The organism is Aurantimonas manganoxydans SI85-9A1, assembly GCF_000153465.1.
GTDB classification, from domain to species: domain Bacteria; phylum Pseudomonadota; class Alphaproteobacteria; order Rhizobiales; family Rhizobiaceae; genus Aurantimonas; species Aurantimonas manganoxydans.
This window is the reverse complement of the sequence record NZ_CH672387.1, coordinates 416,999-438,036: the sequence shown is the minus strand read 5'-3', so window position 1 is coordinate 438,036 and position 21,038 is coordinate 416,999. Positions and strand designations below refer to the sequence as shown.

The following is a 21,038-nucleotide window of genomic DNA, read 5'->3' as shown; positions in this document are numbered from 1 at the left end:
CGCGTCAAGCCCGCCATGTCCGCCACCGCCCCGCTCCTGAGACCCGGCATAAGGGCCCGGCTCCGCCTTCGGCGGGGCCGCGACCGTGGCTATCTGGTGGGCGCGTCGGTGGTCGCCCTGACGGTGATCCTGCCGCTGATCGCGCTTCTGGTCATCGCCCTGTCGGGCACCTCGGCCAACTGGCGGCATCTGGCCGAAACCATCCTGCCGGAAGCCAGCCGCGTGACGCTGCTCCTGATGACGGGCATCGCAATGCTCGCCGGTTCGGTCGGCGTTGTCACGGCCTGGTTGGTGGCGACCTTCCAGTTTCCCGGCCGGCGGATCTTCTCCTGGGCGCTGGTGCTGCCGCTGGCGGTGCCGACCTACATCGCCGCCTATTGCTTCGTGGAATTCCTGCATTTCGCCGGCCCGGTCCAGACCGCGATCCGCTCGGTCTTCGGCTTCCACTCCTCGCGCGACTACTGGTTTCCCGAGGTTCGCTCGCTGCCGGGCGCCATCGTCATCCTCTCCTCGGTCCTCTACCCCTATGTCTTCCTGACGGTGCGCATGGTCTTCGTCATGCAGGGCCGCAAGGCCGGCGACGTGGCCCGCACACTGGGCGCCTCGCCCGCCGCGGTCTTCGGCAAGGTGCTGTTGCCCATGGCGCGGCCGGCGATCGCCATCGGCGTCGCACTGGCGCTGATGGAAGCCGTCAACGACATCGGCGCGGTGGAGTTTCTGGGTGTGCGCACCCTCACCTTCGCGGTCTATTCGACCTGGCTGAACCGCGGCGATCTCGCCGGCGCGACCCAGATCGCCCTGTTCATGCTGCTGGTCATCGTCGCCCTCGTGCTGGTCGAACGCTTCGCCCGGCGCCAGCAGCGCTTCAGCATCCAGCGGGCCGACCGGCCGCAGACCGGCCGCGAGCATCTGGCCGGCTGGAAGGCGGCGCTGGCGGTGCTCGCCTGCTTCGTGCCGATTGCCGCCGGCTTCGGCGTGCCGCTGCTCGTCCTCGGCGATTTCGCGATCAACCGGCTGGACCAGCTCGCAGATCCGCAGCTCTGGCAGGCCCTGCGCCATACGGTGACCATCGCCGCCGCCACCGGCTTCGTCACCGTGGCCGCCGGCTTCGCCATGGCCTACGGCATCCGCCTGACCGGCTCGAACCGCCTTGCCAGCCTCGTGCGGGTCGCCGCGCTCGGCTATGCGGTGCCCGGCACGGTGCTCGCCATCGGCATCCTCATCCCGCTCGCCGCCTTCGACAATGCCGTCGATGCCCGCATGCGCGAATGGTTCGGCATCTCCACCGGCCTGCTTCTGTCCGGATCGGGCTTTGCCATCGTCTATGCCTGCTTCGTACGCTTCATGGCGATGGGCCACGGCGCGCTGGAAAGCGGCTTCTCCAAGCTGTCGCCGCATCTCGACATGGCGGCCCGCACCCTGGGCCGCGGCCCCGGCGGCGCTTTACGACAGGTGCTGCTGCCGCTGATGCAGCCGGCGCTGCTGACCGCCTTCCTGCTGGTCTTCGTGGATGCCAGCAAGGAGCTGTCGGCGACGATCCTCCTGCGGCCCTTCGACTTCGAGACCCTGGCGACCTTCGTCTATGCCCAGACCTCGCGCGCCGCCTTCGAGGACGGCGCCATCGCGGCCCTCCTCATCGTGCTTGTGGGCATCCTGCCAGTGGTGATCCTCAACCGCTCGATCGTGCGCGAGACCGAGCGCGGATAGCCTGCCGCGCAACGCCCCCAATTTGTTTTGGCTCCCTGACGGAATTCCGTAACGGCATGAGAAAAAACGATCATTCCTAACGGAACCTGCGCCCCAGCGCTCACGTTCTCTCCGCCAGTTGCCAACAATAGGAGGAAACAAGTCATGAAACGCATGTCTCTTCTGCTCGGAAGCGCCGCCCTTCTCGCCCTGCCGATCAGCGCGGCCTCGGCCGACTGTCGCGAGGAAATCGCCATGCTCGGCGGGTCCGGCACGACAGCTTCCATCTCCGGCTCCGCAGGTGATATGGCCGGCTCGACCGGTGCCTCCGGCACGGCCGACGGCAAGACCACCAACTTCGAAACCGGCGCCGGCCTCGACACCGGCGATGGCAAAGTGACCAAGGACGGCAGCATGGCGCCGCTGCAGAGCAACGCGGACGCTTCGGCCACAACCGGCGCCGGGACAGGCGGCGCCGCGAGCGCTGAATCCACGAGTTCTGCCGCATCCGGTCAGTCCGGGGCTTCCGGCGGCGCGTCAGCTGGCGCGATCGCCAAGGACGGCTCGACCATGCCGATGGAGAGCGAGACCAGCGGCGACACCGCCATGTCCGGTCAGGACAGCGCGTCGCAGCAGGGCGGTGCCGAAACCGCGGCCAACGCCGCCGCGACCGGTACCGAGCAGGCTGCGGGCGGGTCCTCCATGACCGCCGACGCCTCCCCGAGCGGCACGCCGCTGGAGCGGGCCGAGATGGCGCTGGCCAAGGGCGACGAGGAAGCCTGCATGGCCGCGATCGAGGAAGCCAAGGCTGCCAAGGCGCAGTAATCTGAGCTCCTGAACGTGACGAGGGCGCCGGCATCGCTGCCGGCGCCCTTTTTCATGGCACACGCAGAATCAGGACGCCGACGCGCCTCAGGTCGTCAGCTCTTCCCGTCCAGCAAATTCCTCCAGCGCTTCCGGGTTGGCGAGCGCCTCCTTGTTCTTCACCGGCCGGCCCTCGACCACTTCGCGCACGGCAAGTTCGACGATCTTGCCGGATTTCGTGCGCGGGATGTCCTGCACCTGCAGCACCTTGGCCGGCACGTGGCGGGGCGACGCCCCCTCCCGCACGACGCTCTTGATCCGCTTGATGAGATCCTCGTCCAAGGTCAGCCCCTCCGCCAGGCGCACGAACAGCACGACCCGCACGTCGTTGTCCCAGGGCTGGCCGATGCAGATCGCCTCGATCACCTCGTCCATCTGCTCGACGACATTGTAGATCTCGGCCGTGCCGATCCGCACGCCCTGGGGATTGAGCGTGGCGTCCGAGCGGCCATGGATGATCATGCCGCCATGCTCGGTCCATTCGGCAAAGTCGCCATGGCACCAGATGCCGGGAAAGCGCGCGAAATAGGCGTCGTGATAGCGCGAACCGTCCGGATCGTTCCAGAAGCCGATCGGCATCGAAGGGAAGGCCTTCGTGCAGACGAGGTCGCCCTTTTCGCCGCGCACCGGCTGGCCGTCGTCGTTCCACACGTCGGTGGCCATCGCCAGCGCCGGCCCCTGGATCTCGCCGACATAGACCGGCAGCCAGGGCACGCCCATCACGAAGCAGGCGGCGATGTCGGTGCCGCCGGAGACCGAGGCGAGGTGCAGATCGGGGCTGATGTCGGAATAGACATATTCGAAGCCTTCCGGCGAAAGCGGCGAGCCGGTCGAGGACAGCACCTCGACCGCCGAAAGATCATGAGTCTCCGCCGGCTTCAGGCCGAGCTTGCGCGAGGCGTCGATGAACTTGGCGCTGGTGCCGAAGAAGGTGGCCTTCTCCTCGGCCATGTAGTCGAAGATTACCTCGGGCTTCGGATGGAAGGGCGAGCCGTCGTAGAGCAGCAGCGTCGCGCCCGAGGCGAGCGCCGTGACCAGCCAGTTCCACATCATCCAGCCGCAGGTGGTGAAGTAGAAGAACCGGGCCCCCGGCCGCACGCCGCAATGCAGTTGGTGCTCCTTCAGATGCTGGACCAGCAGCCCGCCCGCGCAATGGACGATGCATTTGGGCACGCCGGTGGTACCGGAGGAAAACAGGATGTACAGCGGATGCGAGAAGGGCAGCCGCTCATAGGCGATCTCCCTTGGCGCGTAGGACGCGATGAAGGCGTCCAGCGAAACCCCGCCCGGCGTCGTTGCGGCGACGTCATCGGCCTTGCCGAGATACGGCACGATGATGGTTTTCGCAGCACCCAGCTTGTCGGCGATGGCCGTCAGCTTGTCGGCGATCTCGATGGTCTTGCCGGCGTAGTAATAGCCGTCGCAGGCGATCAGCAGCTTGGGTTCGATCTGGCCGAAGCGGTCGAGCACGCCGCGTTCGCCGAAATCGGGTGAGCAGGACGACCAGACGGCGCCGATGGAGGTCGCCGCGAGCATGGCTGCGATGGTCTCGGGCATGTTCGGCATCATCGCCGCGATCCGGTCGCCGGCCACGATGCCCTCGGCGCGAAACGCCTGGGCAAGGCGTGAAACCAGCGCCTCGAGTTCGCGCCAGCTGAGCCGCCGGCGCACCTTGTCCTCGCCGCGAAAGACCAAGGCATCGGCGTCGGGCCGGTCCTTGGCGTGCGCCAGGAGGTTCTCGGCAAAGTTCAGCCGCGCCTCGGGGAAGAATCGGTCGTCGCGCATTGTGTCACCGGCGACGAGGCTCGGTCCGTCCTTGTCGCCGACGACGCCGGTGACATCCCACAGAACGTCCCAGAAGGTCGCCCGGTCATCGACCGACCAGCGGTGCAGCGCCGCGTAGTCGGCAAAGTCCCCGCCTGTCCGCGCGCCGGCTTCCTGTGCGAAGCGCGTTAGCGGATGCTGCGCCACCCGCGCCGTGTCCGGTTTCCAAAGCAGCCGTCCAGCCATTCCCGCCTCCCAGTGATCGTGCCTTGCTGGTGCCACACCGACTTGCCATTGGCAACGCTGGCGAAATCGCCGCCGGCGCTCGCACGTCCACCGCCCGTATCCACATCCGAACGTTCCGTAAGGGCGCGCTCCCTCTGGTTTCGCGCAGCGCCTTGGACTAGAACGGCTCGAAAATCGGAAAGGAAATCGGTGGCGCGCAATTTCTCCCTGGACCGGCTCGCGAAACGGGCTGACGCTCCCGGCGGGAGACGGCGGGGAACGAAGCGACTGGCCGCTGCCGGCGTCATCCTCGTCACGCTGCTTCTGACGGCGTTTCTGACCCTCCCGCAGCTGGCGATCGACACCGAAGCGGCGCGCGACGATCTGGTCGCACGGCTCCAGACCATGACCGGCGAGACCGTCACGGTGGAGGGCGACGTGACCTTTTCCCTCCTGCCGCGCACCCGGCTCGTGGCACGCCATGTGCGGATCGGCACGGCCAACGCCTTTACCATCGACACCGTCGTTGCCGATCTCGATGCGGTCGATGCCCTGATCGGCACCGCCTCGATCGCGCGCGTCGTCCTGGTGCGGCCGGAATGGCGCCCACTTCCCGAGACTGAACCATCGTCCAGGACCGCCGAGCCGGTGCTGGTTCCGGCCGCCAACGGCATGGCCGCGCCGCATCAGGGGAGCCCGCTCGACGGCCCGCGACGGCTGGTGCGCACGCTGCTCGAGCGGTTCCACGATCTGGAAACGCTGGAAATCCGTTCCGGCGTGTACCGGCCGCGGGCCGGCGACAGCCGCGCGGGCATCAGCAACGCCAATCTGATCGTGGCGCAGGCCTCCTCCACGGCGGCGATCTACGTGTCCGGCTCCTTCATCTGGAACGGCCAGCCAAGCGAGCTCGATCTTCGTCTCGCAGCCCCGAGGGCACTGCTGTCCGGGGACCCGAGCGAGGTGCGGATCGCCCTGTCGTCGCCGCCCCTCACCGCCAGCTTCGACGGCGAAGCGACCCTCGATCGCAATGCGACGATCTCCGGCGCGCTGCGCATCGATGCGCCGTCGCTCAGCCGGAGCATCGAATGGCTCGGCGAGTCGCGACCCGACACGCCCGACATCGGCCCGGTCGCCCTCGACGGCACGCTGCTTCTGGCCGGCAGTCGCGCCAATCTGCAGGACACCCGCATCACCATTGCCGGCAGCCGCGGCCAGGGCGTGATGGAAGCCGAGTTCGGCGGCGACAAGCCGCGGGTGCGGGGCACGCTGGCCTTCCAGACCCTGGATTTCGATCCCTTCACTAGATCCATCGCGCCCCTGCCGCGCAACGTCCTCGACTTCAATCGCCCCATCGACCTCGCCTTTGCCGACGAGATCGACCTGGACGTGCGGCTGTCGGCGGCGCAGGCGAATTTCGCGCATGTGCCAATGTCCGAGATCGCGGCGGTCGTCGCCCTCGACGACGGGGTCGCCAAGCTCGACATCGGCGACGCGCAAATCTTCGGCGGCCGTGGCCAGGCCAATCTGACCTTCCACTCCACCTCCGAACGCCCGACGGCGACAGGCAGCCTGACCCTCAGCGGGATCGACACCGACGCGTTTCTCGGCGCCCTCGACGTCACCACGCTCGGTGTCGGCGGCCGGTCGGATCTCTCCGTCAATATGAAGACGCCGGTCAGCGACTGGGAAACGATCATCCGCCATGTCCGCCTGGAGGGCCAGATCAGCGCCCGGGGCGGCGCCGTAAGGGGCCTCGATCCACAGGTCTTCGCGACCCCCGAAGCGCGGCCGCTGCTTGCCGGCACAGCGGGCTCGACGGTGCCCTTCGATACGCTGGAACTGGGTCTGTCGGCCGCAGGGCCGCGACTGCGGATCGACGATCTCGCGATCGCCAACGGCGCCGGCCTTCTGACCGCCGTCGGCAGCGTCGCCCTCCATGACGAGGAGATCAGTCTGCGCGGCACCTACAATGCGGATGCGCAGCAGACCGCCTCGGCCGAGCGCGAATTCACCACATCGAAACCGGTTGCGTTCATCCTGCAGGGGCAATGGCCCAACCCGAGCGTCACGACGCGGTAGAGCCCTCCCCGGTCCGCCGACAAGGCGTATGAGGCACCGGTGGCGGCGATCCGCGGGTCCGCGCTCGGCAGCAACGGACGCTCCGACATGCTTCGCGCACCGCTCATCCTCGTTTCCGCCACCCGCTGCTGGCGGCCGCTTCTGCCCTTCGCCGCCGCCCTGATGCTGTCGACGGCGGCTCATGCAGCCCCGGCTGCGGATGCCCCCGCCAACGACCCGCCGGACTGTGCGACGCGCTATCACTCGGCCCTGCAGACCATCCGGACCGGCGCTTTCGCGGCGATCAAGCCGGCCCGCGCCATCGCCTTCAAGGGCGACGGTTCGCTCCCCGACGGTCCGATCTTCCGCGCCTCCGCCAAGCGTGGCTCGGCCGAGGCGAAGGCGCTGGCGGAGGCCGCCGGCATTGCTCGCAACCGCGGCCGCGCCAGCTGGGTCGGCAGCGCCAACGACCGCTGGATCGCCGATCGCATCGTCACCGATCTCGGCGAATATGTGAGCCAGGACGCCTCGCCATATCTGTGCGGCGGCGTCGCCGCGTATCTCGACACCTTGAAGAGCTACATGGACCGCATCGCGACCAGCCCGGCAAAGGCCGCCGGACACCGCGCTGTCCAGACCGCGGCCACGCAGGACAGCATTCGGACCGCGTTGATCGCCATGGGCCCGGTGCCGACGCCCCGCTTCGCGCCGCCGCTGCGCGGCCACCCGTTGGTCTTCGACCTGCGACAGTCCAAGGGCCTCGAACGGTCCGTGCAGACCGTCGCCTTCGGCCCGCATTTCGATCCGGCGCTGCCGCCGCTGGCGATGGCCGAGACCGCGCGTCCGGCCCTCGAGACCGACGCCGACCGGCTGGCCGTCCTCGATATGCTGATCGACACTGCCCGGACCAACGGCTTCCTGGCCGGCCCTTCCGCCGTCGCCGGGACAGCCGCCGAACCCGTCGCCGGCGCCCGGCCGAAGGCCGATGCGGCAACCACCGGCGCGATCGGTGGCGAGCGGATGAAACGTCCGGTTCTCGCCCGCCTGGAAATGCTGCAGCCGCTGGTCGTCGGTCGCTCGGCCGAGATCGGAGACGCGCTGGTGCGCAGCGCCCTGACCGAAGCCTTCGCCGATATCGAGGCGCTCGACCATCTCGCCCACCGCCCGCGCGGCGGCTACGATCCGATGCTCGCCGCCATCGCCGCCACCATGGACGCGATCACCACGGCGCATGGCGAAGCCTGCGACTGCACCGGCGCCAACATGGCCGCCGCCAATGCCGACGCGGCATCGGCGAACCGCTGAGCCTGTTGATTCGTCGCCCGGACTGCCGGCAGATCAGCCAGCGGTCGCCGCCAGATGGGCATCGCGGGCCTTTTGAACCTCGCGGCGCTTGTTGAGGATCGCCGCGATGATGACGCCGACCGAGACCACGGCGATCAGAAGGGTGCAGACGGCGTTGATCTTCGGCGTCACGCCCAGCCGGACCTGACTGTAGATCTTCATCGGCAGGGTCGTTGCGCCCGGCCCCGAGGTGAAGCTGGCGATGACCAGGTCGTCCAGCGACAGGGTGAAGGCGAGCATCCAGCCGGCGGCGACCGCCGGCCAGATCACCGGCATGGTGATCAGGAAGAAGGTCTTCCATGGCGGACAGCCGAGATCCTGCGCGGCTTCCTCGAGGCTGCGGTCGAAGCTGATCAGCCGCGACTGCACGACCACCGCGACGAAGCACATCGAGAAGGTGATGTGGGCAATCGTGACGGTCCAGAAGCCGCGGTCGAAATCCATCGCCACGAACAGAAGCAGCAGCGACAGGCCGGTGATCACCTCCGGCATGACCAGCGGCGCATAGACCATGCCGGCAAAGAGCAGCCGGCCGCGGAAGTCGAAGAAGCGCACCAGCGTCGTCGCCGCCAGCGTGCCGAGGATCGTCGCGATGCTGGCCGACAGCAGCGCCACGCGGAGCGTCACCCAGGCCGCGTCGAGCAGCGCCTGGTCGTTCCACAATTCGCGGTACCAGACGGTCGAGAAACCGGCCCAGACGGTAACCAGCCGCGAGGCGTTGAAGGAGTAGATCACCAGGAGAAGGATCGGCAGGTACAGGAAGGCGAAACCGAACACGACCGAGACAATGTTGAAGGGCGACCAGTTCCGCGTCACGTCAGCCGTTCCCCGTTGTCTTGGCCTGCGCCCGCTGGAACCAGACGATCGGCAGCACCAGCACGATCAGCAGAAGAATCGCCACCGCCGAGGAGACCGGCCAGTCGCGATTGGAGAAGAACTCGTTCCACAGGGTCCGCCCGATCATCAGCGTGCGCGAGCCGCCGAGGAGATCGGGAATCACGAACTCGCCCACCGCCGGGATGAAGACCAGCATGATCCCGGCCAGCACGCCCGGCCGCGACAGCGGAAAGGTGATCGTCCAGAACGCCTTCATCGGCGGGCAGCCGAGATCGTTGGCCGCCTCGATCAGGCGGTAGTCCATTCGCTCCAGCGATGCGTAGATCGGCAGCACCATGAAGGGCAGGTAGGAATAGACGATGCCGATATAGACGGCGACATTGGTGTTCATGATGACCAGCGGATCGGAGATCACGCCGAGCCACATCAGGAACTGGTTCAGGAGCCCGTCGGTCTTCAGGATGCCGATCCAGGCATAGACGCGGATCAGGAAGCTCGTCCAGAACGGCAGGATGGTCAAAAGGATCAGCACCGGCCGCAGGCCGCCCGGCGCCCGCGCGATGCCGTAGGCCAGCGGATAACCGATCAGCAGTGTGATCGCCGTGGCGATCCCGGCGATCTGCAGGCTCGACAGATAGGAATTGATGTAGAGCGGGTCCGACGTCAGCCAGACGTAATTGTCGACGGTGAACTGCTGGAGATTGTCCCAGAAGGTCGACAGGTTCTCCAGCGAGAAGGACGGCACATAGGGCGGCTGTGCCAGCGCGATCTGCGACAGCGAGATCTTGAAGACGATCAGGAACGGCGCCAGGAAGAACACCAGCAGCCAGACAAAGGGGACGCCGACGACGAAGCTGCGATAGAGCCGCGCGCCGCGGCCGCGCAGTTTGTCCCGTGCGGGTTCCGGTGGCGCGCCGGCCGGGATCAGGGGTTCCACCGCCATGGCTAGCCGGCCAGAACGATGCCGGAATCCGGCGTGAAGGTCAGCCAGACCGCCTCGTCATAGCCGATCTGCTCGGACGCCCCGCGGACCGAATTGAGCGTCGCGGCGCGCACGATGTCGCCGCTTTCCAGCTTGACGTTGAACAGGGTCATGTCGCCCAGATAGGCAATGTCCCAGATTTCGCCGTGGAGCGCGTTGATCGAGACGTCCGCAGGCTTCTGCCGCGACAGCCGCATCTTCTCGGGGCGGATGGCGAAGAACGCCTCGCTCCCGGTGGCGAGATCGCCGGCGGTCTCCGCCTCGATGGTCACGCCGCTGGTGGTGGCGATCCGGGTCGTGCCGCCGGTACTGCTCTCGATCGTGCCGGCGAGAATGTTCACCGAGCCGATGAAGTCCGCCACATAGCGGGTGGCCGGTGCCTCGTAGATGATCTCGGGGGTGGCGACCTGGACGATGCGCCCCTGGTCCATGACGGAGATTCGGTCGGCCATGGTCATGGCCTCCTCCTGGTCGTGGGTCACGATCAGGAAGGTCAGTCCCATCTCCTGCTGCAGGTCCATCAGCTCGAACTGGGTCTCCTCGCGCAGCTTCTTGTCGAGGGCGCCCAGCGGCTCGTCGAGGAGCAGCACCTTCGGCCGCTTGGCCAGCGAGCGGGCGAGCGCCACGCGTTGCTGCTGGCCACCGGACAATTGCTGCGGCTTGCGCGCGGCGAAGCCGTCGAGCTTGACCAGTTTCAGCATCTCGGCAACGCGGTCGTCGCGCTCCGACTTGGCCATGCCGTCCTGCTTCAGGCCGAAAGCAATGTTGCCGGCGACGTCCATATGGGGAAACAGCGCGTAGCTCTGGAACATCATGTTGACGGGCCGGCGATGCGGCGCAATGCCGATCAGGCTCTGGCCGTCGAGGCGCACGTCGCCCTGGCTCGGCTCCTCGAAGCCGCCGAGCATGCGCAGAAGGGTGGACTTGCCGCAGCCGGACGGCCCCAAGAGCGCGTGGAACTCGCGCCGGTAGATGCCGAGCGACAGGTCGTCGACGGCCTTGAACTCGCCGAAGCGCTTGGTGACGCGATCGAACTCGATAACCGGCGACTGCGTCGCGTCGGCCCAGGGCGCGAAGCTGCGACGGATGTTGCCGAGGGATTTCTGCACCGTCGCCACCTCGTCCGTGAATCGACCCGTTGCACCGCCCGGTGATCATGGCGACGACCCACTCCCGGCCAAGGGCCGGAAGCGGGTGCGCTCATGTCGGGCGAAGCGCCTTACTGACCGGTCTGGACCGTCGTGAAGGCGCGGTTGATGAGCCGCTGCGTGCGGGCGTCGTAGGCTTCCTTGGTGTACAGATTGGCGAGAACCTCGTCGCTCGGATACACCGCCGGATCGTTGATGATCGCGTCATCGACGAATTCCTGGCTAGCCTTGTTGCCATTGGCGTAGACGACGTAATTGGTCGCCTTGGCGATGACCTCGGGGCGCATCAGATAGTCGATGAAGGCGTGGGCGTTGTCCGGGTGCGGCGCGTCGGCCGGGATCGCCAGCTGGTCGAACCACATGCGGGCGCCTTCCTTGGGGATCGAATAGGCGATCTCGACGCCCTGCCCGGCTTCGGCGGCGCGGTCGCGGGCCTGGAAGATGTCGCCCGAATAGCCGTAGCCGACGCAGATGTCGCCATTGGCCAGCGCGTTGATGTACTCCGACGAGTGGAACTTGCGCACGAAGGGGCGCACCTTCAGCAGCATCTCCTTGGCCTGCTCGATCTCGGCCGGATCGGTCGAGTTCGGATCGAGGCCGAGATGGTTCAGCGCCGCCGGCATCACTTCGGTCGGTGCGTCGAGCATCATGATCCCGCAATCGGCCAGCTTCTCGGCATATTGCGGATCGAAGATCAGGTCCCAGGAATCGGTCGGCGGATTGTCGATCCGCTCCTCGACCATCTTCTTGTTGTAGCCGATCCCGGTGGTGCCCCACATGTAGTTGACGGAATAGTCGTTGGCGTCGCCATATTCGCCGACGCGGTCGCTGATTACGTCCCACATCTTGTCGAGATTGCTCAGCTTCGACTTGTCGAGCTTCTGGATCAGGCCGGCCTCGATCTGGCGGACCAGATATTCGGAGGACGGCACGACGACGTCGTAGCCGCTGCCGCCAGCGAACAGCTTGGTGTCGAGGATGTCGTTGGAATCATAGACGTCGTAGACGACCTTGATCCCGGTCTCCTTGGTGAAGTCCGCCAGGATGGAATCGTCGATATAGTCCGACCAGTTGTAGACATTGACGACCTTCTCTTCCTGAGCGGTCGCCGTTCCGGCGCCTATGGCGAGGGTCGCGGCAGCAGCCCCCAGCATCGCGATCAGTCGTGTCATTCGGTCAGGACCTCCATAGGATGTGTATCGGAAGCGGGCGTCGTCCCCGCCGGGTGTCGGCGCCAAGTTAAGAACATCGGCGCGGCAATTCCTAGCCCTTGCGCGCCCTTCCGGCGTGTTCCCGGGCGGCTTCAGGTCTTCGTTGGGCGGATCATGAAGCGTGCGTCGCTGCCATAGTCCGCAAGGGCCCCGGCCGACAGCGTGTCCGACGCATCGACGAAGCCGAAGCGGGCCCAGAAGGGCCCCGTGCCGTAGACCGAGACCAGCCCCGCCGACGGATAGGACGCGGCCTGTTCGAGCAGCAGTTCGACACCCGGCGCGGCGAGCCCCTGCCCGCGCATTTCGGGGGCCACCACCACGTCGTGGATGAAGAAGCGGTCGGCGGGTGTCGGCAGCGTGCCGAGCAGCGTGTTCAGCTTGGGCGGCAGGCCCTCCGTCCAGGGATGGGCGAGCGTATAGCCGCAGACGATGCCGGCCGGGTCGGCGAGAACGAGGCAGCCTGCCGGACAGAGATGCAGGCGATCGGTGAAGACCGCCTCCTCCTCCGGCAATCCGGGGTGGATCCGGTCGGCGAGCGCGATCGCGGCGCGCAGATCGGAGCGTGCCATGGGGCGCCACCGGGCCGTGTCGTTCCGCGCCGTCAATCGCATGCCGTCCCGTCCCGCAGCTGGCCGCCGCTCAGCGGTGCTTCGTGCCCTCGCCGTAGAACAGCTTTTCCCACGCCTTGTGGGCCTTGTAGCCCTCGCGGATGAAGGGCGTGAAGACCGCCATGTTGAGGACCGCCTTGTTGGTCGTCTTGGCCGGCTGCTTCAACGGCTTCTCGAAATCGACGAACAGCACCACCCGCACCTTGTCCGAGTGGTTCCAGGCCTCGTGCTCATAGGCGTCGTCGAAAATCAGCGCCTTGCCCTCTTCCCAGTGGCAGGTGCGGTCGGAGACCCGGATGCCGATCTTGTCCGGCTCGTCGGGGACCAGCAGGCCGAGATGGAAGCGCAGGACGCCGTTATACGGACCGCGATGCGGCGGCAGGTGCTTGCCCGGCTCGAAGATCGAGAACATCGCCGATTTCAGACCGGGGATCTTCTGCAGGATGCGCCAGGTCTCGGGACACTGGCGGATCGCCTCCTCCGACTTGATGCCGTAGCCGCACAGGAAGAAGGTCTTCCAATTCTGGTCCGACGAGATCGAGCGCACTTCCGACGAGATCTCGTGAAACGCCGGCAACTCGCCCTTGCGCACCAGGACATTGTCGAGCTCGGCGCGGATCGCCTTCCACTCGGCCTCGACCTCGCGCGCCCATGGAAAGTCGTCGGTCTCGAAGACCGGCGGATTGCCCACGGCCGAATGTTTCAGATTGAGCTTCTCGGCGCCGTCGACGAGCCGCTGCACCGAGCGTGCGACGAAGCCGTCGCGGGTCATCGTATCGTCCAGACCTTCGGTCTTCTGCTTCTGCTGGCTCACAGGCTTGTCTTTCGTTGTGTTCGCATTCCGCCGGCCACCGCCGGGCGATTTCCGCCTTCGCCGCAGGTTGCCGCGCTCGCCCGCTAATTGTGACGGTACGCTGACACCTGCAAGGGCCCGTCGCGGTGCATCTGGCCCCTGTTCACTGGAAATCAAACGCCGACAGGCCGGTGACCATTTCGTCGAGGCCCAGCGGCCGGGTCAGCGGCGGCTCGGCGCGGGCAAGGCACGCCTGCCGCTCGCACAGCCGGCAGGCCGGGCCGATGCCGACCGCGGCGGGCTTCGTTCCCAGATGCCGGCCATAGACCGTCTCGTCCTTGTAGCCAATGTCGCAGCCGATCAGGATGGCCGTCCGGCGCGGACGCTCGGCAAACCCCGCCTGCAGCCCTTCCAGCGTCCGCGCGACGAGCAGGAACTCGGCGCCGTCCGGCATTTCGGCGCTTTCGACCAGTATCTGCCCCGGCTGGGCGAAGGCCGCGTGGATCGGCAGCTTGGGACAGCCGCCGCCGAAGCGCTGCACCGGAAAGCCGCGGGCGCCGGCCCGGCGGAAACGGTTGCCGGCATTGTCGACCTCGAGCAGGAAGAACGGCACGCCCGGCGCCCCCTGGCGCTGCAGCATGGTGAGCCGGTTGGCGGCCTGCTCGAAGGACACCTGGAACCGGCCGCGCAGGACGTCGATGTCGTAGGCCGAGCGCTCCGCGGCGGCCTGGAAGGCGGCATAGGGCATCATCAGCGCATGGGCGGCGTAGCGCAGCAGCTCGAACCGTGCCAGCCGGCGGGCCTCGTCGCTCGTAAAGGCGAAGGTCGCGGCCTCCGCCGAGATCACCTCGCCGAAGGCCAGGAGGCAGGACTCCAGCGCCACCTCGCGCAGCCGGTCGGCCGGGGCGAGACGCTCGGACAGGAACAGCCGGCGCGAGTGCCGGTCGAAGCGGCGGCGCCAGTTCGGCATGGTCTGCACCGGCAGCACCCGCACGGAAATGTCGTGCTCCTTGCGCAGCCAGATCTTCAGCGCTGCCATCAGATCATCGCCGGCGGCCAGCGTCTGGTGCAGGGTCTCGGCGGCGGTTTCCAGGGCGGCGAAATAGTTCGGCCGGGTCTCGAACACCTCGCGGACCTCGTCGATCGGCAGCCGCGCGCCGGCCAGCCCGGTGCCGCGCCCCTCCCGCGCCAGAAGATCGGACAGGTCGGAGAGCCGCCCATGCTGCTCGCGATAGGCGCGATAGAGCTTGATTACGCCGGCCGCCGCGTTCGGCGCGGCTTCGGCGATCTCCAGAAGCTCCTGCTCGCCGGGAAGCTCGCCGGCCAGCAGCGGGTCCGAGAAGACCCCGCGCAACTCGGCGACGGAGCCCTGCTGCTCGCCCCGCAGATCGCCAATGTCGACGTCGTAGGTCTGCGACAGCTTGAGGATGAGCTGCACCGTCAGCGGGCGCTGATTGCGTTCGATGAGGTTCAGATAGGACGGCGAGATGCCGAGCTCTTCGGCCATCGCGGTCTGGGTCAGGCCGAGACCGTTGCGGATGCGGCGGATGCGCGGCCCGGCGAAGATCTTGTTTTCGGCCATCAGGCGCCTCCCGGGAAGAAAGAGAGCGCCGGATCGTCAGGGGTCAGGGAGTGGAAGGGGGGCGGCCGGGTGCACCGGCCACCGTGTGCAAAACGGCTGTTCAGGCGCCCAGATGCGTGCCGCCGCCCTGCATGCGACGCAGGCAGGCGGGGCCCGGTCCGCGCATGTAGTGACGCTCGGGATGATAGGCCGCCAAAGCGTTGCTCAGGCCCAGAAGACGCAAAACCACACGCACCGCACTCATCGTCCGCTCCAAATCTCGACCGGTCGTCCGCCGACAATTGGCAGGATGACCGGGAAAGGTTTCGATTAGTGGAATCCAAGGCGATATTGTGTTGGTGGATCATGTCTTTCACGAAAATCCATACCTCTGTGACGCCACTGCAACGGCCGTAAGCGCCCCGCACCGACGGCCATGCGATGCCGCAACGTGCCTCTCCGGCCTATGACAATTTTTACATCGTGACAAGCGCGGCTTGTGAAGGTCCTGACAAGACGACCCGAATAAGCCGGCGATCTAACCGCCCGGCGCTTTTCGGCGCAGACCGGCGGTGTCATGTCTCTCCCCAGGCGCTGCCAGTCGCTTGTCACAGTCGCACCGGCGGCCGGAATTCAGGAGAGGATCGACCGCCATGACCGATTTTTACAATCTCGTCCCGTCTGCCCCCGAAGGCCGCTTCGACAATGTCGAGCGCAACTACACGCCCGAAGACGTCCAGCGCCTGCGCGGTTCGGTCCAGATCCGCTACACGCTGGCCGAAAACGGCGCCAACCGTCTCTGGGATCTGATCCACTCGGAAGACTTCGTCAATTCGCTCGGCGCGATGACCGGCAACCAGGCCATGCAGCAGGTCCGCGCCGGCCTGAAGGCGATCTACCTCTCCGGCTGGCAGGTCGCCGCCGATTCCAATACCGCCTCCTCGATGTATCCGGACCAGTCGCTCTACCCGGCCAATGCCGCACCCGAGCTCTGCCGCCGCATCAACCGCACCCTGCAGCGCGCCGACCAGATCGAGCATGCCGAAGGCGTCAAGTCTGTCGACACCTGGTTCGCCCCGATCGTCGCCGACGCCGAGGCCGGCTTCGGCGGCCCGCTCAACGCCTTCGAGATCATGAAGGCCTTCATCGAAGCCGGCGCAGCGGGCGTCCATTTCGAGGACCAGCTCGCCTCCGAGAAGAAGTGCGGTCATCTGGGCGGCAAGGTGCTGATCCCCACCCAGGCGCATATCCGCAACCTGACCGCAGCGCGGCTGGCGGCCGACGTGATGGGCGTGCCCTCGCTGGTGATCTGCCGCACCGACGCGGAGGCAGCCAAGCTGATCACCTCGGACATCGACGAGCGCGACCAGCCCTATGTGGACTATGACGGCGGCCGCACGCCGGAAGGCTTCTACCGGGTCAAGAACGGCCTCGAGCCGTGCATCGCCCGGGCGATCGCCTGCGCGCCCTATTCGGACCTGATCTGGTGCGAGACCTCCAAGCCCGACCTCGAACAGGCCCGGCGATTTGCCGAGGCGGTGAAGAAGGAGCATCCGAACCAGCTCCTCGCCTATAATTGCTCGCCGTCCTTCAACTGGAAGAAGAACCTCGACGACGCGACCATCGCCAAGTTCCAGCGCGAGCTGGGAGCCATGGGCTACAAGTTCCAGTTCATCACGCTGGCCGGATTCCACCAGTTGAACCACGGCATGTTCGAACTGGCCCGCGGCTACAAGGACCGGCAGATGGCCGCCTATTCGGAGCTGCAGGAAGCCGAGTTCGCCTCCGAGGCCGACGGCTATACGGCGACGAAGCACCAGCGCGAGGTTGGCACCGGCTATTTCGACGCCGTCTCCATGGCCATCACCGGCGGCCAGTCTTCGACGACCGCCATGGGCGAATCCACCGAGAGCGCGCAGTTCAAGAAGGACCAGCACCTCAGCGTGGCAGCCGAGTAACCCCCTCGCGCAAGTCGGTTGGCCAACCTCCGGCCCCTTGCGCAAACGGAGCGGGATACGCGCGGGAGTTTCTCTTCCCGCTTCCGCGGCCCCCAGTCTCCCGCTCCCCCGGAACGCTCCCCCGAGCGGCGTTCCGGGACCCCACGACACCGGACAAGACGACCAACCAAGGAGACAGACGATGAGTGCAGTCGCTATCGACGAAAGCCGCCCCCGCACCCGCGTCAAGGAGCGGGCCGAGGAGCAGTCCTCTTCCATGGACGAAGCCCAGCAGGCCGCGATCCGCATGCTGGCCAATGACCTTCACCGGCTGAACCAGTCCGTGATGAAGGCGGTCGAGGCCGGCGTCTCCGTCGAACTCGTGCGCTCCGCCCGCCACCATTCCGGCAACGGCAATTGGGGCGACCTCCTGATCCCGGTCGTGGTCAAGACCGGGGGCTGAGCAACCGGCGGGCGCCCGCAGAACGGCGCCTTCCGAAATCACCCAAGCGGCGCCCGTTCCCTGCAGAGCCTGGGAGCGAGCGCTTTGCGTCGGGGATGCGGGGCTGATCATCGCCAAGGCGGCGCATCCCGGCACGCCCCCCGCCTTCCCTCACCCCCGTCCGGCACGCTACACTCCGGCCCAATCCGCCCGAGAGGCGCTTCCCCGCAGGATGGCATGACCAGCACGAAACCTCCGAAATCGCCGCGTCCGAGCGGACCCGCACGGATCGATTACGGTCGCAAGACCGGCCGCGTCGGCGGCAACGAGGCCAGCGCCGTCAAGGGCGCGCCGAATGCCAGGCGCGACCCGGCCCCGGTCAAGGTGCCGGTGAACGACGGCGCCCATCTGGAATCCAAGCGCGGCGTCGCCTCCATGCACGAGGCCTCGGGCTGGCTTGCCGCACGCGGCATCGACGATCTGGAATGCATCACCCCGGATCTGGCGGGCGTGGCGCGCGGCAAGATGATGCCGGCCAAGAAGTTCACCGCCAACACCTCGCTGGCACTGCCGTCGGCGCTGTTCATGCACACGATCTCCGGCGAGTATCCCGAGGAGAGCGGCGAGTTCCGTTATTCGCCCGGCGACGGCGACCTCAAGCTCGTCCCCGACCTGTCCACCCTGTGCCGGGTGCCGTGGGAGAGCGATCCGACCGCCCAGGTGATCTGCGACCTCGTCGACCAGAACGGTGTGGCCGTCGGCTACACGCCGCGCAATGTCCTGAAGCGGGTGATGGCGCTTTACGATGCCAAGGGCTGGAAGCCGGTCGTCGCACCGGAGATCGAATTCTACCTCGTCTCCAAGAATGTCGACCCTGACTATCCGCTGGTGCCGCCGATCGGCCGCTCCGGCCGGCAGATCCAGTCTGGCCAGTCCTATTCCATCGGCGGCGTCAACGAATTCGACGAGCTGATCGACGACATCTACGACTATTCCGACGCGCAGGGGCTGGAGATCGACACGCTGATCCACGAGGAGGGCGCCGCGCAGCTCGAGATCAATCTGCGCCATGGCGACCCGCTGGAGCTCGCCGACCAGGTCTTCATGTTCAAGCGCACCATCCGCGAGGCGGCGCTCGGCCAGGACATCTACGCCACCTTCATGGCCAAGCCCATTCAGGGCCAGCCGGGCTCGGCCATGCACATTCACCAGTCGGTGGTGGACAAGGCGACCGGCCGCAACGTCTTCTCCAACGAGGACGGCTCGGCCTCCGACCTGTTCTTCGCCTTTCTCGGCGGCATGCAACGCTACGTGCCGGCAGCGCTGATCATGATGGCGCCCTACGTGAACTCCTATCGCCGCCTGACCTACGGCATGGCCGCGCCGACCAACACCGCCTGGGGCTACGACAACCGCACCACCGCCTTCCGGGTGCCGACCTCGGACGCCGCCGGCCGCCGCGTCGAGAACCGCCTGCCCTCCTCCGACACCAATCCCTATCTCGCCATCGCGGCGTCGCTCGCCTGCGGCTATCTGGGCATGGTCAACAACCTCACGCCCGAGGGCCCGACCGACCGGACCGTCAATGAGGACGGCGTCATCTCGCTGCCCCGCGGGCTCCTGGAAGCCCTGGCGATCTTCGAGGCCGAGAAGGATTTCGATACCGTCTTCAGCCCGGAATTCGTCGGCACCTATGCCGGTATCAAGCGCGGCGAGCACGAGACCTTCATGCAGGTGATCAGCCCCTGGGAACGCGAGTTCCTGCTCCTGCAGGTCTGAGCCTTGCCGGCATACCAGTCCCCCATCGCCCCCGGCCGCTCCTGGTACGATGACAGCATCGAGCGGCCGACCTATCCGGCCCTGGACGGCAGCCGCAATGTGGATGTGCTGGTCGTCGGCGGCGGCTTCACAGGCCTGTCGGCGGCGCTGCATCTGGCCCGCACCGGCGTCGCCGTGGCGGTACTGGAGGCGCATCGCTTCGGCGATGGCGCCTCGGGGCGCAATGGCGGGCAGATGGGCACCGGCCAGCGGCTCTGGCCGATGGAGATCGAGGCAGCCTACGGCTTCGAGCGATCCAAGGCCCTGTTCGATCTCGCTGAGGAAGCCAAGGCCCATCTGACGGAGTTCATCACCGCCAACGGCATCGACGCCGACTACCGCGAGGGCCAGCTTTCGGTCGTCCACAAGCGTCGCTACCTGAAGGACTACCGCGCCCAGGTCGAGGACCTGACGACCCGCTACGCCTATCCCCATGTCAGCTTCATGGATGCCGCCGAGACTGCCGACCGGCTCGGCTCGCGCCGCTATTTCGGCGGCATTCGCGACACCGGTACCGGCCATATCAACCCGATGAAGCTGGTCGTCGGCAGCGCCCGGGTCGCGGCCGAGGCCGGAGCGCAGCTCTTCGAGAACAGCCATGTCGAGCGGCTCGACCGGCGCGCTGGCCGCATCGTCGCCGTCACCGCCCATGGCGAGGTCAGCGCCGAGCGCGTGCTGATCGCCACCAATGCCTATGGCGGGGGCCTCGACCCGCAGGTCGACGCCCATGTCATGCCGATCGGCTCCTTCATCGGCGCGACCGAGCCGCTTGCCGACACCGACGCGGTTCTGCCCGGCGGCGAATCCTGTGACGATTCCCGCTTCGTCGTGCGCTATTTCCGCAAGAGCGGCGACGGCCGCCTGCTGTTCGGCGGCCGCGAGGCCTACACCTCCGCTACCGGCGACATCGGGCGGCACATCCGCAAGCAGATCGCCGAAGTCTATCCGCATCTCGCTAACGTGCGCCTCAGCCACGCCTGGGGCGGCTCGGTAGGCATCACCATGGAGCGCCTGCCCTATGTGCGCAGCCTGGCACCGGGGATCACCACCATCGGCGGGTTTTCCGGACATGGCGTCATGCTCGCAAACTTCGCCGGCCGCCTCTATGCCGAGCGCGTCAACGGCAATCGCGACCGCCTCGCCGACTTCGAGGCGCTGCGCATTCCCGCTTTTCCGGGGGGCCGGCGACTGCGCGCGCCGCTGCTTTTCCTCGCAATGACCTGGTTTTCCCTGCGCGACCGCTTCTAAAATCCGGCCCGCGCGACATATTCGGATCGTGCGCGGCAGGACCCATCGCCCGCAACCGGCAGGCAGGCAGCCCAACCGACGCACCATGACGGCCCCAGGAGCAGACGACACGATGCCAGATCTCGACATTCTCAAGGGCCGCACGGGGCTGATCGTCGAGGACAACATGATCATCGCGCTCGATGCCGAGCAATTGCTGCTCGACAACGGCATGGCGCGGATCCTGACCGCCGCGAATGTCGCCGAGGCACTGCGGCTGATCGAGACCGAAACGATCGATGTCGCGCTGCTCGACGTCAATCTCGGTTCGGAGACCGGTTTCGCGCTGATCGCGCCGCTGAATGCGCGGAGCGTGCCCTACATCTTCGTCACCGGCTACGGCGAGAATCTTGATCTGCCTCCGGAAGCCGGCGCGAGCGAAGCGATCAACAAGCCCTATGACGACGTCCGCATGCTCGAGGCGGTCACGCGGGCCTTCGCCCGGCGCGAGGCCGCGGCCTGAGCGCCCGGCG

The 21,038-nt window shown here is 67.0% G+C and carries 18 protein-coding genes; 9 read left to right on the top strand and 9 right to left on the bottom strand.

Going from position 1 to position 21,038, the window contains the following annotated elements:
- Window positions 1-15 precede the first annotated feature (15 nt).
- On the top strand, window positions 16-1,707 hold the full coding sequence (locus SI859A1_RS02290; RefSeq protein WP_009208257.1) for an ABC transporter permease: 1,692 nt from the start codon (window positions 16-18) through the stop codon (window positions 1,705-1,707).
- 144 nt (window positions 1,708-1,851) lie between these two features.
- Window positions 1,852-2,511 (top strand): hypothetical protein, encoded by a 660-nt coding sequence (locus SI859A1_RS02285; RefSeq protein ID WP_009208256.1) that lies wholly within the window; start codon window positions 1,852-1,854, stop codon window positions 2,509-2,511.
- Between the two features lie 87 nt (window positions 2,512-2,598).
- On the opposite strand, the gene SI859A1_RS02280 is transcribed toward SI859A1_RS02285, so the two are convergent.
- Window positions 2,599-4,560, bottom strand: coding sequence for an acetoacetate--CoA ligase (locus SI859A1_RS02280; RefSeq protein ID WP_040325060.1), 1,962 nt, complete (start codon window positions 4,558-4,560; stop codon window positions 2,599-2,601).
- A 189-nt stretch (window positions 4,561-4,749) separates the two neighbouring features.
- On the opposite strand from SI859A1_RS02280, the gene SI859A1_RS02275 reads away from it, so the two are divergent.
- Window positions 4,750-6,618: an AsmA family protein gene (locus SI859A1_RS02275; RefSeq protein ID WP_009208254.1), complete on the top strand. Its 1,869-nt coding sequence runs from the start codon at window positions 4,750-4,752 to the stop codon at window positions 6,616-6,618.
- Window positions 6,619-6,705: 87 nt separating this feature from the next.
- Window positions 6,706-7,902: a hypothetical protein gene (locus SI859A1_RS02270; protein WP_148233711.1), complete on the top strand. Its 1,197-nt coding sequence runs from the start codon at window positions 6,706-6,708 to the stop codon at window positions 7,900-7,902.
- A gap of 33 nt (window positions 7,903-7,935) precedes the next feature.
- Here the strand turns inward: SI859A1_RS02270 and SI859A1_RS02265 are convergent, their stop codons facing one another.
- From SI859A1_RS02265 to SI859A1_RS21795, 8 genes are all read right to left on the bottom strand, one after another.
- On the bottom strand, window positions 7,936-8,757 hold the full coding sequence (locus SI859A1_RS02265; protein ID WP_009208252.1) for an ABC transporter permease: 822 nt from the start codon (window positions 8,755-8,757) through the stop codon (window positions 7,936-7,938).
- A 1-nt stretch (window position 8,758) separates the two neighbouring features.
- A complete protein-coding gene (locus SI859A1_RS02260; RefSeq protein WP_009208251.1) occupies window positions 8,759-9,721 on the bottom strand; it encodes an ABC transporter permease subunit in 963 nt (320 codons plus the stop codon).
- A 2-nt stretch (window positions 9,722-9,723) separates the two neighbouring features.
- Entirely contained in the window at window positions 9,724-10,869 is a 1,146-nt protein-coding gene (locus SI859A1_RS02255) for an ABC transporter ATP-binding protein (RefSeq protein WP_040326182.1), read from the bottom strand.
- 110 nt (window positions 10,870-10,979) lie between these two features.
- Complete coding sequence (locus tag SI859A1_RS02250; RefSeq protein ID WP_009208249.1) at window positions 10,980-12,080, bottom strand: polyamine ABC transporter substrate-binding protein; 1,101 nt, start codon at window positions 12,078-12,080, stop codon at window positions 10,980-10,982.
- Window positions 12,081-12,211: 131 nt separating this feature from the next.
- Window positions 12,212-12,688: a GNAT family N-acetyltransferase gene (locus tag SI859A1_RS02245; RefSeq protein ID WP_050767410.1), complete on the bottom strand. Its 477-nt coding sequence runs from the start codon at window positions 12,686-12,688 to the stop codon at window positions 12,212-12,214.
- Between the two features lie 70 nt (window positions 12,689-12,758).
- Window positions 12,759-13,499, bottom strand: coding sequence for an aspartyl/asparaginyl beta-hydroxylase domain-containing protein (locus SI859A1_RS02240; RefSeq protein ID WP_040326181.1), 741 nt, complete (start codon window positions 13,497-13,499; stop codon window positions 12,759-12,761).
- Window positions 13,500-13,683: 184 nt separating this feature from the next.
- Window positions 13,684-15,102: a helix-turn-helix domain-containing protein gene (locus SI859A1_RS02235; RefSeq protein ID WP_009208246.1), complete on the bottom strand. Its 1,419-nt coding sequence runs from the start codon at window positions 15,100-15,102 to the stop codon at window positions 13,684-13,686.
- A 100-nt stretch (window positions 15,103-15,202) separates the two neighbouring features.
- The gene (locus SI859A1_RS21795) at window positions 15,203-15,346 is read right to left on the bottom strand and encodes a hypothetical protein (RefSeq protein WP_154653355.1); all 144 of its coding nucleotides are present in this window, start codon (window positions 15,344-15,346) and stop codon (window positions 15,203-15,205) included.
- 388 nt (window positions 15,347-15,734) lie between these two features.
- Between SI859A1_RS21795 and aceA the strand changes: the two genes are divergently transcribed.
- The 5 genes from aceA to SI859A1_RS02210 all read left to right on the top strand — a co-directional run bounded on the left by aceA (window position 15,735) and on the right by SI859A1_RS02210 (window position 21,028).
- The gene (gene aceA, locus SI859A1_RS02230) at window positions 15,735-17,039 is read left to right on the top strand and encodes an isocitrate lyase (RefSeq protein WP_040325055.1); all 1,305 of its coding nucleotides are present in this window, start codon (window positions 15,735-15,737) and stop codon (window positions 17,037-17,039) included.
- A gap of 181 nt (window positions 17,040-17,220) precedes the next feature.
- On the top strand, window positions 17,221-17,481 hold the full coding sequence (locus SI859A1_RS02225) for an SMc00767 family acetate metabolism repressor (RefSeq protein ID WP_024349315.1): 261 nt from the start codon (window positions 17,221-17,223) through the stop codon (window positions 17,479-17,481).
- Window positions 17,482-17,697: 216 nt separating this feature from the next.
- On the top strand, window positions 17,698-19,239 hold the full coding sequence (locus SI859A1_RS02220; protein WP_009208243.1) for a glutamine synthetase family protein: 1,542 nt from the start codon (window positions 17,698-17,700) through the stop codon (window positions 19,237-19,239).
- A gap of 3 nt (window positions 19,240-19,242) precedes the next feature.
- Window positions 19,243-20,526, top strand: a complete 1,284-nt coding sequence (locus SI859A1_RS02215; protein WP_009208242.1) for an NAD(P)/FAD-dependent oxidoreductase — start codon at window positions 19,243-19,245, stop codon at window positions 20,524-20,526.
- A gap of 112 nt (window positions 20,527-20,638) precedes the next feature.
- Entirely contained in the window at window positions 20,639-21,028 is a 390-nt protein-coding gene (locus SI859A1_RS02210; RefSeq protein WP_040325047.1) for a response regulator, read from the top strand.
- Window positions 21,029-21,038 lie beyond the last annotated feature (10 nt).